Origin of the sequence: Haloarcula sp. CBA1127 (assembly GCF_001485575.1) — an archaeon.
GTDB lineage: Archaea > Halobacteriota > Halobacteria > Halobacteriales > Haloarculaceae > Haloarcula.
This window is the reverse complement of the sequence record NZ_BCNB01000002.1, coordinates 100,286-115,054: the sequence shown is the minus strand read 5'-3', so window position 1 is coordinate 115,054 and position 14,769 is coordinate 100,286. Positions and strand designations below refer to the sequence as shown.

10 protein-coding genes and 1 pseudogene are annotated in these 14,769 nt (G+C 52.0%); 4 read left to right on the top strand and 7 right to left on the bottom strand.

The features are described from left to right. Nucleotides 1–18: 18 nt before the first annotated feature. Nucleotides 19–1,953 carry a COG1361 S-layer family protein gene (locus AV059_RS01555; protein ID WP_058991691.1) on the bottom strand — a complete coding sequence of 645 codons (1,935 nt, stop codon included), beginning with the start codon at nucleotides 1,951–1,953 and terminating at the stop codon, nucleotides 19–21. 496 nt (nucleotides 1,954–2,449) lie between these two features. Between AV059_RS01555 and AV059_RS01550 the strand changes: the two genes are divergently transcribed. After that, nucleotides 2,450–3,049: a TetR/AcrR family transcriptional regulator gene (locus AV059_RS01550; RefSeq protein WP_058991689.1), complete on the top strand. Its 600-nt coding sequence runs from the start codon at nucleotides 2,450–2,452 to the stop codon at nucleotides 3,047–3,049. A 27-nt stretch (nucleotides 3,050–3,076) separates the two neighbouring features. Here the strand turns inward: AV059_RS01550 and AV059_RS01545 are convergent, their stop codons facing one another. Beyond that, nucleotides 3,077–3,493: a hypothetical protein gene (locus AV059_RS01545; RefSeq protein ID WP_228841691.1), complete on the bottom strand. Its 417-nt coding sequence runs from the start codon at nucleotides 3,491–3,493 to the stop codon at nucleotides 3,077–3,079. Nucleotides 3,494–4,043: 550 nt separating this feature from the next. Between AV059_RS01545 and AV059_RS01540 the strand changes: the two genes are divergently transcribed. Next, the gene (locus AV059_RS01540) at nucleotides 4,044–4,400 is read left to right on the top strand and encodes a HalOD1 output domain-containing protein (protein WP_058991687.1); all 357 of its coding nucleotides are present in this window, start codon (nucleotides 4,044–4,046) and stop codon (nucleotides 4,398–4,400) included. 537 nt (nucleotides 4,401–4,937) lie between these two features. Here AV059_RS01540 and AV059_RS01535 read toward each other — a convergent pair. Together AV059_RS01535 and AV059_RS01530 are read right to left on the bottom strand one after the other, a co-directional pair. Further along, nucleotides 4,938–6,181, bottom strand: a pseudogene (locus tag AV059_RS01535) (Cdc6/Cdc18 family protein). Nucleotides 6,182–7,262: 1,081 nt separating this feature from the next. Then, a complete protein-coding gene (locus AV059_RS01530) occupies nucleotides 7,263–7,856 on the bottom strand; it encodes a helix-turn-helix domain-containing protein (protein ID WP_058992112.1) in 594 nt (197 codons plus the stop codon). 152 nt (nucleotides 7,857–8,008) lie between these two features. On the opposite strand from AV059_RS01530, the gene AV059_RS01525 reads away from it, so the two are divergent. Beyond that, nucleotides 8,009–8,695, top strand: a complete 687-nt coding sequence (locus AV059_RS01525; RefSeq protein ID WP_058991685.1) for an NADH-quinone oxidoreductase subunit B — start codon at nucleotides 8,009–8,011, stop codon at nucleotides 8,693–8,695. Nucleotides 8,696–8,727: 32 nt separating this feature from the next. Here AV059_RS01525 and AV059_RS01520 read toward each other — a convergent pair whose 3' ends face one another. Beyond that, complete coding sequence (locus tag AV059_RS01520) at nucleotides 8,728–9,942, bottom strand: ABC transporter substrate-binding protein (RefSeq protein WP_058991683.1); 1,215 nt, start codon at nucleotides 9,940–9,942, stop codon at nucleotides 8,728–8,730. Between the two features lie 748 nt (nucleotides 9,943–10,690). Continuing rightward, the gene (gene gfo6, locus AV059_RS01515) at nucleotides 10,691–11,761 is read right to left on the bottom strand and encodes a D-xylose 1-dehydrogenase Gfo6 (RefSeq protein ID WP_058991681.1); all 1,071 of its coding nucleotides are present in this window, start codon (nucleotides 11,759–11,761) and stop codon (nucleotides 10,691–10,693) included. A 706-nt stretch (nucleotides 11,762–12,467) separates the two neighbouring features. Here gfo6 and AV059_RS21345 point away from each other — a divergent pair. Then, nucleotides 12,468–13,610, top strand: coding sequence for an alpha-D-ribose 1-methylphosphonate 5-triphosphate diphosphatase (locus AV059_RS21345; RefSeq protein ID WP_079990696.1), 1,143 nt, complete (start codon nucleotides 12,468–12,470; stop codon nucleotides 13,608–13,610). A 59-nt stretch (nucleotides 13,611–13,669) separates the two neighbouring features. Here the strand turns inward: AV059_RS21345 and AV059_RS01510 are convergent, their stop codons facing one another. After that, nucleotides 13,670–14,305, bottom strand: a complete 636-nt coding sequence (locus AV059_RS01510) for a hypothetical protein (RefSeq protein ID WP_058991679.1) — start codon at nucleotides 14,303–14,305, stop codon at nucleotides 13,670–13,672. Nucleotides 14,306–14,769 lie beyond the last annotated feature (464 nt).

Here is a 14,769-nt window from a genome sequence, read left to right as displayed (position 1 = left end):
TACGTTAGCCTCGGAGAGTTACTGTCGGCTGTACCAGACCACGCCGCCAACGACTGCGAGAAGTCCAACACCACCGATAAGCCACAGTGGCGTCCCGCCGCTTCCGGACTGGTCCGTGACTTCTATTGGGAGACTGTAGGTGTCTGAAACCCGTTTGTCACCATCAGGCGTCTCATACTGGAAGTCAAGATTGAGCGGATACGTCTTGTCCAGCGCATTGCTGCCCGCTGAGAGCTGGACCGAAACCGTTTCTGACTCTCCAGGTTCCAGCTCAGCGATAAACGTTTCATCGTCACTGCTGCTGAGCGGATCATTGACGAACGCCTTCCCCTCAATGCTGGTCAGCGTCTTGTCTTTCGTATTCGTTATCGTAAACGTAATCGACCGGTCTTGTCCCACACCGAGCGTTGAATTCTGCACTTCGATGTCGAATTCGTCCTGACTGCCATCGACTGTTGAACGAACCTCAAGTGTGTCTGCGTCAACCCTGTCACCGTTATCGTCGCGATAGCTCACGCCGAAATCAAACTGCCGAGCGCCTGCCTCTGCACTGTTGGACACGTCAACACCAAAGCTGAAGTTGGCTGATTCGCCTGCATCGAGATTTCCGACAGCGTACTGCGTCTCTTTCGGAGACAGCGTCGACTGCTGGCTTTCCCAAGCGATGACAACGTTCTCCACATCACGCGTTCCGGTGTTTGTGATAGTTGCACTCAGTGAGCCGTCTTCACCGGCCTGGAGCGATGCGTCAATATTTGACACGCCAAAGTTCTGTTCAGGGGCCGGAGTGAGGCTCAACTGTACATCGTCATAGGTGCTGGTGTCGCCCTCGTGGTCATCATACTGGACGTTGGCCGATAGCGCGTAGCTTCGGTCCTCGGCATCGGGGCTGGCTGTTGCATCGACTCGGACGGTCCGAACGTCACCGGGTTCCCAGTTGCCCACATATGCTGTTGTCGAGGAACTCTTGCCGAACGTTATATCGGCGTTCTGTGAAGCAAACGTAACAGATGCGTCATCAACAGTCAACGGGCCCGTGTTGCGGAGCTGAACCTCGTACGTTCCCGTGTTGCTGACGGCGACAGAGCTGCTTGAATTGACGACCGCGAACCGCTGTTCCGGATCAGGTTCAATTGCGATGGATTGTCCCGCTGATTGCGTTCGGAGGCCGTCCTCGTTGTCAAATGCGACCGACAGCTCAAACCCGTACGACTCCGGCTCGGCGGCTTCAGCGGAACTCACACGATAGTTGAACGTCCGGACTTCGCCCGGTTCCCACTCATCAACAAACCGTGAAGTTGCATCGCCGCCACTTACTGCGAGGTCCTGATTCCGGGATTCCAGCGTTACCGCAGCGTCCCGTGCGGAGCTGTCTCCAGTATTTTCGACGGTAACCGCTACCGTGCCCGTAGAGTCAACGCGGGCACTCGACGCAACATCAGTCACATTGAATGTGGCGTCATCGGTGACATCAATTTCGATGTCAATAGTTCGGGTCTCCGTGTCTTCGTCCCGTGCGCCCGTTCCTTCGGAGATGTAACTTGTATGCTTGTAGTTTAGTCGCAGTTGTGCGTCGTACGTTCCAGAGGAGGCGTCGTCATCCACGCTGATTTCAAACGGGACTGTCACCTTCGGTCCGGCCTGGAGCGTGCCAAGACTTCGCTTCGAGTCCTTGACCGATATCGGCGCGTCACCGGAGCCAAGTGACACAGTGAGTCCCTTTGCCGTGGTTACCTCACTGTTTAACGCCGGGTTCTGGGTGGAACCACTGTCAAGATCGCCAGTGTTGACCAGCGAAATTTCTATTGTCTTTTGCTCACCAGGGGTGACGGTGTCGTCTTCGAGCGTTGCAACGATATCGGGGCTCCCAACGACCGCAGCGGTTGCCGTTCCGCTAGTTACGACAATGCCAACGACGGCCAAGAGTAGCAGCTTCTGTGCTTTCGGTGCCATATTAGTAAGACTTCCATTCAATCCGCAGTTCGTTGGTAGTCATAAACGGCTTCGAAATTCTTCGGTTACCAGTCGTCATGTTCCTGTAGTTGACTAAACGTTCAATCACATATAGTGCTTTCGTATCTCCTGAAATCAGATAGGACAACCAATCGGTCAAAACCCGCGCTGTTTGATTTTTGTCACCTCAGAGTGTTTGCGTTAGAAGGGGCGGAGAGAGCATCAAATGTGCGGATACGTGCGATACACTAGGATGGGTGTGTGAATACAAAGAACTAGAATGCAGTCCAATTCACCCCGTGATACAGGAGCCAACAATACGCTTAAGTTTATTGAATGTATAGTCAACTGTATAGCTATCTACCAACAGCTGCCCTTACTCAATCCAGTGATGAAAACGAGACCCCAGATTAGCCACGTGGCCAACAATGAGGGAACGGTAAAACCGTGAGTGATTTGAACCGTACCGCTCAAGCAGGGAACGGTCGATGTAAAGATGACTAACGAAATATCCTTTTTCCAGAACCCGGAGGGAACTCGCGAGGAGATCCTCGAGGCAACCTTCTATGCACTGCGTCAGCACGGCTACGCGGATCTAACTATTTCCAAGATAGGTGATGAGTTCGGGAAGAGTCAATCGCTTATATATCACCATTACGATAATAAAGACGAGTTGTTGGTAGATCTTCTTGATTACATGCTTGAGCAGGTCGAAAACCAGGTGCCGCTTCCCAATCAGTCACCTGAAGCGTACATTGACGTCATCGTCGACGAAATATTTGGGACAAGCAACAACAGTGATATCGAGTTTTCACAGGCTGTGATTGAACTGCGAGCGCAGGCAGCGCACGACAACGATTACAACCGTCTCTTTCGCAGGAGTGATGACTTTATTCGAAAACAGATCGCCCGTGTCATCCAAGCGGGCGTTGACGCCGGCGCATTTGCTGTCGAGGACCCATCGCAGACAGCCGCACTGTTCCACACAGTTTTAGTCGGGATTCAGGCGGAACGGATTACCAGCGACGAGGACACAATCGACGACGTGAGAGCCGAATTTCGACGGTATGTCGAGAACTGTTTACTCTCCGAGTAGCCCACCAAGTCATGTCTAGCTGAGCGATTAATTGCCCCCGTCAGCAGTCATGCCGCCACCGGGCATCGTCTGGCAGTCTCCTTCGGGTCTCTGGATCGGCTCGACTGAACCCCAGGAGTGGAAGTCCCACCGCATTGACTCAGCTTCAATACGTCGCGGGTATCCGGAGTCCGCGAGGATGTAGTATGTAACCGGGTCCTGAGAGCCTCCCTGAGAGATTTCATACACCAGCACCTCTTCACCGTCGATGGTATCACGACCGACCGGCGTGATGTCTGGGTTTTCCTCCGGTTGATCGGAGAAGCGACCCGGATCAACCTCGTCACGGTCCATACCCTGTTGCATCGTTCCCTGGAAACACTGCCCTCCAGCAACGGTATATGTACTGTTCCCAATGTGATACATCTCCATCTGTTGTCCCTGCTGGTCGAATGACCAGTACATATCTCCCCGGTAGAAACGGCCAGACATCTCCACGGTCCGTCCTTCGGACTGCACTGTGGCTGTCATCGCATACGACTCGGGGAACCGTGTAACCTGACCGAATTGTGTCGATCTGTCGTCGGCTCCGCTGACCGTCGATGTATCTGTGCCGGATGTCTCACCGGGTTCAGACGACGGTTCGGCTCCGCCGCCACTCTCTGTTTCGTCTGACCCATTATTTTGATCGCTGCTGCAACCGGCGAGTACGGTCAATGCCGAACACATGGCTCCGAGTAACTGCCGTCTGGGTAGTTGGTGCATGGAGGCGGATACCCTCAACGGACAGATACTACCGAGTACCTCATGACAATTATTATCATATACATCTCACTCTGATCGCGAATGAATTCGTCGTATGTATATAGACTGGCCAATGCAGTATGGTATAGCTATATCGTATAGCTTATCGAGATAGCTACTAGCTTGTTCAAGATTAGTTTGAAGGTAGTAGTTATTATGCCCGAATATTCATACATATATTATATGTGCGTTCCAGTTGTTTACTAGGTGAATGATTGACGACAGCCAGAGCGACGAGGCTGATGGGAATGAGAGACTATTTGCGGCAGCGAGCGGTATTCTAACTGAAGTTCAGTACGATCCAACCAGCGATCAGGAGCTTGCTACGGTCATTGTTCAGGCCGTTACCGAACAGGCGGATGCAGAAACACACCGTGAGGCGCCGTTGCACGACTACATCGATGTCGATGCCGTAGAGACACTACTATTCGGGACACAGCCAGACCAGTCAATCGGATCAGCGAGCCAGAGCATCACCTTTCGATACCGCAACATTATCGTAACAGTTCGCGCTGACGGTGTGATCCAGCTGTCGGACACTGACAGCAGCCGTGCAAGAACGAACTAATCGCGGGGGTACAGAATATCTCGCCTGAGTTTGCAACCACCTTGCATACGCGCTCCACCGCCGATATATCTCAAAATGTTCACCACATGAATCGCAGACTTCGTACCACCGGACGGTCCAGACTACGACAGTCTACAATAATCGGTCCGATTAGGCTATGCCGGGAGGGGCTTTACGAGATAGGTTAGTTGAGAGATTCGTTCCCAGTGATGGACGAGATAGTCTCTGGTTTTCGAACAAGCAATCGTTTGACGCGGAAAACTAGTATCCAGTATGGCTCTCCTGAAAGAGAGTTAGCTGCAAACGTATTATACAGATTTAATTCTCAGAAGAAATACCGGTAGATTCCACGGTAGTTATTATAGCATCAAAGGTAGAGCCAGTACTATCAGACACCACCGTGTCCGTAGTTCTGCACGTCATTGAAGTAAAGATGGAAGCCTCCAATCACCGGCGGCAACACCACCATGTCCGCTGTTCTCTCTCCTGAAATCCGCTACGTATCAATCGGTTTCGACACCACCATGTCCGCTGTTCCTAAGTGGACTGGAAGTCCGAAAGCGTCGCTTCGCTATCAACGAGGTTAGTGACGGATTTGTGGATTCCAACATCGTCGACAGTCTTCTCAAGCGCTGCAAGAATCATCTCCGGGTCCATCTCGAGAGAATACTCGCGATAGGTTCCCCCACGTCGTCCCTCGTTCCGTTCGATTGCCGAGATGATACCTAACATCGACAGCTCGCCGAGGTGATCGCGCATCCGGCGTGGGACAAGCGGATCGATTCCTGCCTTTTCGGCAAAATTCGTGTATCGAGGTCTGATATCCCGTGTCCGAGCCGGCGTCTTCCCTTCCTGGTCGAGCGTAACCATTGCGTACACGACCAGATGACCGTGTTGGGTCAGTCCCGAAATACCTTCCTGAATCCGGCCTCGTTCCAAAACGTCGCGGGCCTCCCTGACAAGGTCTTCCGAAATCGTATCCGTATCCTTGTCGCGGGCCAGGTCGCCCGTTTTCATGAGCAAGTCGAGTGACTGCCGCGCGTCACCGGCGTCTTTCGCTCCGTACGCAGCGCACAGTTCGATGACGCCGTCTTCAAGGACGCCGTCGTGAAACGCTACGTCAGCGCGCTGTTGCAGGATCTGGATCAGCTCCTTTGCGTCGTATGCTGGGAACTGGATCTCCTCTTCACAGAGTGAGCTCTTGACTTTCGGGAGAGGTCGTCGCGAAAAGAGAAATCATTCGAGATACCGATGATGCCGATCTTCGCAGAACTCAGATTGTCGTTCGCTCGCGCACGCGGGAGTTGATAGAGAATACTGTCGTCTTCGATGTGGTCGACTTCGTCGAGCACGATGTAGATAGTCCCACCACAAGAGTCGAGTTCGGTCCACAGCATATCATACACCGTTGCACGAGGGTACCCTGTCGTACTGATCTGGCTCGTTTCGTCCCTGAATTCGTTGACGAGTCGGGTAGCGATCTGATAACTACTGGAGAGGCCATCACAGTTTAGCATTTTCACCGTGAGATCGATATCCTCGTATTTCGCTGCGTCCTCTTCGAGATGATCAATCAGATACCGCGTACCAGCAGTCTTCCCGACCCCCGTTTTACCGTACAAGAAGATGTTGTTGGGCTGTTCACCGTTGATTACGGGTTGGAGAGCCGCTCGATACCGATTCAGTTCAGTGTCACGCCCGACAAGGTTCTCAGGTTGATAGTCCTCCCGAAGGGCATCCCGGTCCAAGTAGATCTCGGTGTCGCGTTCGAACATCCCCATAGTCGTTGCCTGATGTATTGGAAGGAACATACATAAAACCACCCCTGTCCGCAGTGTCCGGAGTGTCCGCTGTTCTATTGCTTATAAAAGAATGGTGGGACCCTCCCACCCCACTATGTCCGCAGTAACTAGAAAACGGTAGGTGGGGGTGACACAGAGAAACTATTCACTAGGGAAAAGTTTATAATAGTCTGCTGAGAGCTAGACCGTAGTGCAATTTAGTAGCTGTAGAGAAAGGCACTATAGCAATATCTAGCGCTGTATCTAGCCTAGTAGGGTTTAGGTAGAACCTAGGTAAGATCTAAATTATATAGATCCTCTATAGATTCCCTAGAGATTTCATCTAGATACAGTCCAGATAGCATCCAGACTGTTCTAAATTGACTACTCTCCGGATCACATATTGCTGTTTCCTGCCCCCCTGCCCCCTCTCTCGAAGAACAGCGGACAAAGTGGGGTGGGAGTGTTCTCTCTCACTACTAACCCGATTTACGGTCCTCAGGCTCTCTATAAGTAATTTATAGTACTTCTACTATTCAAGAACACACCGTCGTGTCCGCTGTTCTCGTGTCCATCCCATCAGAACGGCGGACATCGTGGTGTGGCCTGGGCGAAATAACACCACGATGTCCGCAGTAATCGACTCATGATTTCTCAACCTTCTCAGTAGAACAGCGGACATCGTGGTGTCTATCCAGGAATTATGCCCTAGGTTCCTTCGTCAGACGCCATAATGTCCGCAGTAATATGGTGTTAGAGGACCTTTGCAGAAGTGTTACTGCAGACACTGTGGTGTCCTCTGTCTCATACTATCCGCTCAACGGTTCGGATTCTGTATTTGGTCCAGAATTCACTGTTTGGACCGCACTGATCACGTTAGTCATCGAAGCGCTCCTGACCACCCGCTGTGGCAGTTACTGTACTCACAACAGTCACTGAATACTACTTCCATACAGTTCAGCGACAACTCAGTTGCCAGCTATCGTGATAACCAACCATCTACCCGTGGGGTTCTGCTGTTCCCTCCCATTCGAATAGTTCAAACCCAGTGGTGGTGCATCGATACTTTCTACGGTAGCTATCATCTAAACACGCGTTCAACAAGCCGTGCCTCCGCTTTTCTGAGATGATTTGATGCAGTACTGGGGGCACAACCGAGTTCCTCGGCAACGTCCTCAACACTTCCATTTCGTGGAACGTCGTAATAACCGACTTCCCGTCCTGCGGCGAGTGCTTCGCGCTGACGTGAAGTGAGGCCGATGGCGAATGTTCCAGGGCTGGCATCGTATTCGCCTATCTTCCGAACGTTTACCGTGATTCCGTCGGGAAGTGCATCCCGGACCTGTTCGAGAGTGGCGGGTTCGCCGACGACATCGAACAACACGACTCCGTGCGGTCGGTAGGCAACCGGTGGGACCACCATTAGCGTCGGCTGTTCGAACGCCGTGTAGAACTGTCGTGATTGTTCAGTCTCTCGGCCACAGACGAACGCGTAGAACGCCTCGTCCCGAACGGGTGTAATATCGTAGCTTTCCATGGTTTCGACCGCAGAAAGCGCCGATTCGTAGGGTTCGCGATCGCCGACAATATAAAACAACGTATAGGCGATCCCGTCCTCGACCCCGACTTTCCACGTAACGAGCCATTCGCGCTTGATTGCATCGCTTTCGGTCATAAAGCGGTGCATCGGGCGCTGATACTCCGGTGCATACTGGATCTCTAAGCGGAGATATCTCACGGACGAGCTCTGGTGACGGAATCTATATAAAGACACTAGTGTGTACGACAGTTTTCGTATCCGCCCCCACTATCTATCCGTAGCTGTTCATGAGCAGCGATCGGCGAAATGTGGACGACGCACAGTCTGATAAGCGGATATGCTGTGACAGAAACACGGATAATCGATTTAATTCCACACTTCGGGAGGTGCTTGGTTCGTCCCCGTTCATTCTCACGAAATTCGACGCGTTCATGAACTGGGTCCGGGGGTCCTCGATGTTCGTGCTGCAGTTCGGCATCGCCTGTTGCACCATCGAGATGATGGGCACTCTCGCTACGAAACACGACCTCGACCGCTTTGCTGCCGGAGTCCCTCGAGCATCACCGCGACAGGCAGATCTGATTATCGTCCCGGGGACCATCGTTTCGAAGTTCGCGCCGCGGATGAAGCGAGTGTACGACCAGATGCCCGAGCCGAAGTTTGTCGTCTCGATGGGGTCGTGTACCATTTCCGGTGGGCCGTTTCAGGGAGGATACAACGTTATCAAAGGTGCAGAGCAAGTCATTCCAGTTGACATTCACGTCCCGGGCTGTCCGCCCCGCCCCGAGGCACTCATCTACGGCGTCGCCAAGCTGCAAGAGCGCCTCGCCGAAGGCGAGTCCTCGCCCGTGACGGTCAAGCCGTACGAACTGGAACAGTTTACCGACCTCGAACGGGACGACCTCGTGGACAAACTCGCCAGTGAGATCGACGAAGACGACCTCGTCATGCGGTACGACTGGAGTACGCCATAACGGCTATACGATCCGGGAACCGTCTCGACTGATTACCCGTCCGTAATGATCTCAGCAACCCGATCGCGGCTGAAAAGCTGTTCATCCGATGGAATCTCTGGATAGTGGTCTCCGTTCTCGTAGGCCGGCCACTCGCCAAAGATATCCGGGTAGAGCTGTTTCGCGGTCATTTCGATCTGGAAGAGATTCATGATCGGGCCGTGGTATCGCATTCCATGTGCGTACACGTGGTCGTCTTTGACCGCCGCGAGTTCTTTTCCAACGCTGTGTGACGCGAGCCTCTCACGGACATCGTCCATGTCGTAGCGCGGTGTCATCCCCCAGAGGTGGAGGATTACGTCAGGGTCCGCGTCCAGCATCGTTTCATAGCCAACCGAACCCCAGAGACCGTCCCACGTTTCGTCCCCGAAGGCGTCATTGGCTGCGAGCGGACGCGTGTCGGCGAGCCAGAACCCCGGTCTGTTCAGGTGGTACGTCCAGAATTGGCCGTCGCCAAGTGTAACCCGAACTACGGTCGGTCGATCTTCTTCGGGTGGAAGCTTCGTCTGGATAGTCTCGATGAGTTCTCCGTGAACGGCTCTGAGTTGTTCGTAACGCTTCCGCTCCTGAAACACGGTGGCGACACGACCGAACAGCTCCCAAAGCGTGTAATATTGGTAGTTCTCACTGTAGGGTTCTTGCGGGTCACCGTGTGTTCCGCTGTAGAAATTCCCGAAAAAGGGGCCGACATTGTCGACAATTTCCTCGATATCGCTCATATCCCAGTTCTCCTGGGTAATCGCCCATGCGGGGTCGAGGAAGTGAACGTCGCTACCGAGGCTGTAGAAGAACTCCTTGCTGAAATTGTCGTAGGGGTTCGGAAGGCTCTCCCACTCAAAAGAGACTCCAGAGAGTCGTTCGTAGTAGTGGTTCATCGATGGCCCAGCCATATCTGGAACGAACATCGAATTGACCGCATCACCGTGGTTGAGTGCGACTAACATATCTGCATACTGGTTGTACATCGTGAAGACGCTCTCCGGTACAGAGTCGAACTTGACCTCTCCGACAGGGGAAAGCGAGGCAACGTAGGAGCTGCCATCTGACGGGGTTGATGTGCCCGTTTCCTTGCTACTCGATGTTGCTGTACTGAGCGGTTCGCCACCGTTACTGGAGCAGCCGGCTACGATTGACGTACCGAGCAGCAGACCACCGCCGGAGAGGTAGTCTCGTCTGGTGAGACTACCTGCATCGTCTGTCTCTTCCATGTTTTAGGTTGGCCTAATATAACGTATATGACTTTCGGATCAACCAGATGGCTATCGTGTAGGCATACTGGAGCCCGCTTGCAGGACGAGCTACTGACCATCCTATCACCGTCGTGAATATCGACCAACTCTGTTCTCTGCTAGATTCTTCGGAATTGCCTGTGAATGCCATCTATTTGAACTATTTGATTGTAGATGTACTACTATAAACCCATAATTGGTTAAATATAACAACTATGAATATGCTTGTGAAAAATTTAGATATTAAAAGTATGATTGTAATATGGGATGCCCTATCTTATCTCTGAAGTCAATATTGGCAGTGTGAAACGGCACTTCTACGCCTATGTGGTTCTACATTGTGGCTGACCCCTTTTGGATAATAAATGGCATTTAAATTTAACCTGGATACCATATCCATGGTATCCAATCAAATAGTTGTTATCCCAAACACGGTCTTTTGATACCACCGGCCGTTTAGAGTCTGTCGAGTTCGCTGGTGCCAAATAATAACATCTGTACGGCTGTTATTACACCCCCTGCTTCAGCTCTGAGGCACAGCCATTTTAAGTGGTGCCTAGTGCGGTACATCCTAAACCTTCGCACGACTATCATCTAATATGACTTCCAGAACAGATCTCCAGTTCCGGATAGTTCTGACTGGCATCACACGACAGCCGTGAGCGTCATGTGACCAAATTCCAAGACAACGTGCTGCGATGGAATCGGATAAATCCGAACGGGTCAGTTACAGCTTGACGACATCGCCACTCTCCGCGGCTTCGTGAATTGCCCGGATGATTCGCATATCCTGAAGGCCGTGGCGGCCGTCTGGGTCGATGTCAGTGCCAGTCAGAACGCGGTCAGCGAAGTAGTCGAACTCCTCCCGCATTTCGTCCTCCGCATCAAAGCCCTCGTGTTCGACAGTTACTGTCGTCTCGTTTTGAGACAGGTGTAGTTTCGCCTTCCCATGGAACGCTGGGCGGAGTTCGATCTGTCCGTCCGTCCCAGTTATTTTCAGTTGCGTATCACTGTGGGCGTTCTGGCTATCAGTCGTGACCATTTTGATACCGTCTTCCAGCGCAAGCAACGCCCCGGAGCGTTCATCGGGCACATCGTCGAAGGCCTCGCTATAAGAATCCATCTGTGACTGCACTGCCAGTGGTTCCCGGTCGAGCAGAAACCGAGTCGTGTTGATCGAGTAAATCCCTAAGTCCATCACTGAAGTACCATAGCCTGAGAGTTCCGAATCGAGCCGCCACTGGTCCGTGTCCGGATTCATCTCAAGCAGCGGCTGACTATTGTTTCCGTATACGGATACTGGCTCACCGATGAATCCGTCTTCGATGAGTTCTTTCGCACGCCTCACAGCGGGGTCAGTTTGCATCCGGTAGGCAATCATCAACGGCACAGCGGCGTCCGCACAGACCTCAACCATTTTCTGAGCCCGTTCAACTGTTGACTCCATCGGCTTCTCGCACAGGATCGCTTTGTCCAACTCTGCGGCTGTCTCGGCGTATTCCAGATGCAAGGCGTTCGGTGTCCCGATGTAGATGGCATCAAACCTGTCGGCTGCCTCCCCGTCGTGGAACTCTTCATAACTAATCCCGTGGTCCACACCGTTCTCGTCGGCGAGACGTTTAGCTTTCTCCGAAGAACTGCTCACGAGCGTCGTAACTTCACCCAGATCAGAGTCCTGAACCGCGGGGAGTGCTAGGTCGATTGTCCACCAGCCAAGTCCTAACAGTGCGTATCGAACCGTTCCGTCCGTGGTGGTTTGCCAGTCACGCTCGTTATAGGTATCAATCCAGTCTTTCATACAAATACGTTTTAAACCTTGGCGCTAAAAACTTCGGTTTCTGAACACGCAAACACCATGCCGGTGGTAGAAACCCCATCAAATACACAATAACTCCGATCTACCGGGTCTTGATGGCGTCTGGTGTCCGGTCGTTTTCGCGTCGACCTACTGGTGGGGTGACGTCGCCGGAGTCAGTCACTTACTATGCTGCAATCTTGTTACAACAGGCTCTCTTCTTCAGTTAGGGCTATATACTCTTTCTCTCATTATGGAAAAATAGAAACTAAGTACTGCTCAAACGCGCTCGTTCGAACAGTTAATACGGCATTATGCTGGTAGGTGTATCCTAATGGACATGAATCCGCCAGAATTACCCGCAAATCATCGACTCTATGAAGGTATTATATAAACATGACTTAGAAATTAGGGTAATCTGACATTTGTCTAAACTGCCTGATGAATATGTAGGTTCAACTCCGCCGGGTTGAGGCTCTATTCAAACTCTGAGAATTGTTGGGGTGTCTTGGGTCCGTCTTTAGCAACGATAGTGACGATTGACGGCCTCGTCTCCCATTATTTCATTTAGCACAACAGCTACGGCTGTCAATCATATATAAATATGTACCCTATATCCGACTGCAACATAGCCGTAGTCAGCGCATATTCATCTTTTGGGGAAGTCGATTGTAAACACATTGGTAAACCTTACAGGGAGCCACATCGCATGAAAAACAATGCAAATCGAACATTGATCTCGGGCGGAACTGTTGTTACGCCGACCAGCGAAATTGAGAACGGGACAGTAGTATTCTCTGATGGAAAAATAGTCTCAGTGGAAGCAGAGCCTCATGACTCCCCGGATATTGATGCGACGGGGAAGTATGTCCTACCTGGATTGGTTGATCTTCACGGTGATGATATCGAACGGCACCTTTTTCCGAGAGCTGGTGAGCATGTCAACACGACTGTCGCTCTGGACCGATGTGATATTGCCAATGCCAGCGCGGGAGTTACGACAAAGTATCATGCCATTGCGTTCGAGGACGTCCCAGATGATAACCGGAGTATCGGATTAGCTCGCCACTTGGCCGAGCATATCCGGGATTTCAACTGCGAAACCGGCGCCAGGGTCGACAACAGACTCCATATGCGTTGTGAACTCACCAACGAAACGGCTGTCGACGCCGTCTCGCAAGAAATCCAATCAGGGGGTGATCTCGTTTCCCTTGTCTCACACATTCCCGGAACGGGTCAGTTCGCTGGCGAAAATGCACTTACACAGCGCTATAATCTTCCAGATAGGGTCTCAGAGTCGAGCCTTCAGGCCCTCGAAACACGCCGCAATGTCCCAGAAGCAGAAGTAACCTCGCGAGCACGAGAGATTACAGAGCTAGCGAGCAATAGAAATATCCCAGTCGCCTCACACGACGATGAAACTGTTTCGAGCGTGGACAACGCCGCTGCTATCGGGGTAGATATAAGTGAATATCCACTCTCCCACCGAGTTGCGCGGCGTGCAACCGAGCTAAACTTGGCCGTTGCGATGGGTGCGCCGAATGTGGTTCGCGGTGGGAGTCTGTGGGACGGGCCCGACGCGTCCCAGGCAATTAGAGACGGTTTTGTCGACATTCTCTGTAGCGACTTTCGTCCACAATCACTGCTTAGCTCTGTTTTCATCGACAACGGTGAGCCCCTCAAAGACCGGGTGTTGCGTGTCTCTACTGCACCAGCTGCCGCTGCCGGCCTGTACGACCGTGGCCGATTGGAGTGTGGGGCAAGGGCTGATGTTATTATCGTTGACCCAGACCCGGTTCCATCGATAGCACGAACATACGTTGCCGGGGACGAAGTGTATTGCTCTGCATAGCCTACTCGTGACGCGTACTGCGTAAAAACTGCCCGCGGAAACAAACCGTTCTTATCGGGCTACTCGGTATCCGGCTCTTCCCGCTCAACTGACCAGTGATACACGGAACATGCGCCTGCAACACCCACTACCAGGGAGAACAGACCTAAAACCATGCTCCCGGGAAGTGAGAAGGCGATAGAGGCGCCTAGAACTATCGCACCGAGCACCGAGACGGCCGCGTAATACTGATACCACTGTCGAACCTCCTCCTCTTCTTCAGAGCGGTTGAGGTACTTTTCGAAGTCGTCAGCCTTCTCGGTAAGGGTGATATGCCCCCGGTCTTGGTTAAAATCGACGACACCGATGTCGTCCATCTTCGGGAGATGGCACTGATACAGTCCTACGTACACGCGCTTGCGCTCACTTGATGTCAACGCATCAGTTGTGGTCTCGTTCTCGATTGCCGCGACGTGTTCTGCGAGTTCTCCAAGAGAGACCTGTTCACCTCGTTCTCGAAGAAAGTGGAGGACCTCTCTGCGGCGGCTGTTTTTCAGTATTTCAAAAATAACGTCTAGAGATGCACCCGAGTCATCCTGCTCCTGTGACGTCACTTGGTCCGCACTGCTTTCTTTCCCTTTTGGCGATGGGACAGATTCGTCGCTTAGTTGATCATTCGGTTCTGCTTTCGTTTGTGCGGTGTCTTTGACTCCCATATTTACCCACTTCCTGTGTGCTGCGACATCGTCCACCCGTCTGGAATCGCGCTCACACAGCCCCCCGGCTGTATCGACGGAGCGTTACGCTGTCAGCCAGCATTTCAAATCAACATCACCTTGCTACTTAATACTTTGTTATGTAACCAGTTAGATAATTTTCCTTTGATTACCGTCGGGGTAGTCAGTAGTTGTTTGGGTATTCCGGGAGTAACAGCGTTCTTTGAATCAAATATCGGTGTTCCATACTAAAACTCCGGCACAGTGTCTGTTGAGATACACAAAACACGTAGACTGGCCGTAAATTCGTTGAGGAGGCCCTCTGTTACGGTTACACGCTATTCACTTCCTGGAGATTGTACAGGATAAATCGTAGCGTATATGCAATGTTTCTATGAGCCATGCAAGTAACGCAATCTTATCAGTGTCAATCGAACAGCTATCTGAACCGCAGAGAGATCGCT

What these genes read in the sequence shown, in the direction of transcription:
- AV059_RS01555 (WP_058991691.1), bottom strand. Translation starts at nt 1,953, where the DNA reads ATGGCACCGAAAGCACAGAAGCTGCTACTCTTGGCCGTCGTTGGCATT.
- AV059_RS01550 (WP_058991689.1), top strand. Translation starts at nt 2,450, where the DNA reads ATGACTAACGAAATATCCTTTTTCCAGAACCCGGAGGGAACTCGCGAG.
- AV059_RS01545 (WP_228841691.1), bottom strand. Translation starts at nt 3,493, where the DNA reads ATGTACTGGTCATTCGACCAGCAGGGACAACAGATGGAGATGTATCAC.
- AV059_RS01540 (WP_058991687.1), top strand. Translation starts at nt 4,044, where the DNA reads ATGATTGACGACAGCCAGAGCGACGAGGCTGATGGGAATGAGAGACTA.
- AV059_RS01530 (WP_058992112.1), bottom strand. Translation starts at nt 7,856, where the DNA reads ATGACCGAAAGCGATGCAATCAAGCGCGAATGGCTCGTTACGTGGAAA.
- AV059_RS01525 (WP_058991685.1), top strand. Translation starts at nt 8,009, where the DNA reads ATGAGCAGCGATCGGCGAAATGTGGACGACGCACAGTCTGATAAGCGG.
- AV059_RS01520 (WP_058991683.1), bottom strand. Translation starts at nt 9,942, where the DNA reads ATGGAAGAGACAGACGATGCAGGTAGTCTCACCAGACGAGACTACCTC.
- gfo6 (WP_058991681.1), bottom strand. Translation starts at nt 11,761, where the DNA reads ATGAAAGACTGGATTGATACCTATAACGAGCGTGACTGGCAAACCACC.
- AV059_RS21345 (WP_079990696.1), top strand. Translation starts at nt 12,468, where the DNA reads ATGAAAAACAATGCAAATCGAACATTGATCTCGGGCGGAACTGTTGTT.
- AV059_RS01510 (WP_058991679.1), bottom strand. Translation starts at nt 14,305, where the DNA reads ATGGGAGTCAAAGACACCGCACAAACGAAAGCAGAACCGAATGATCAA.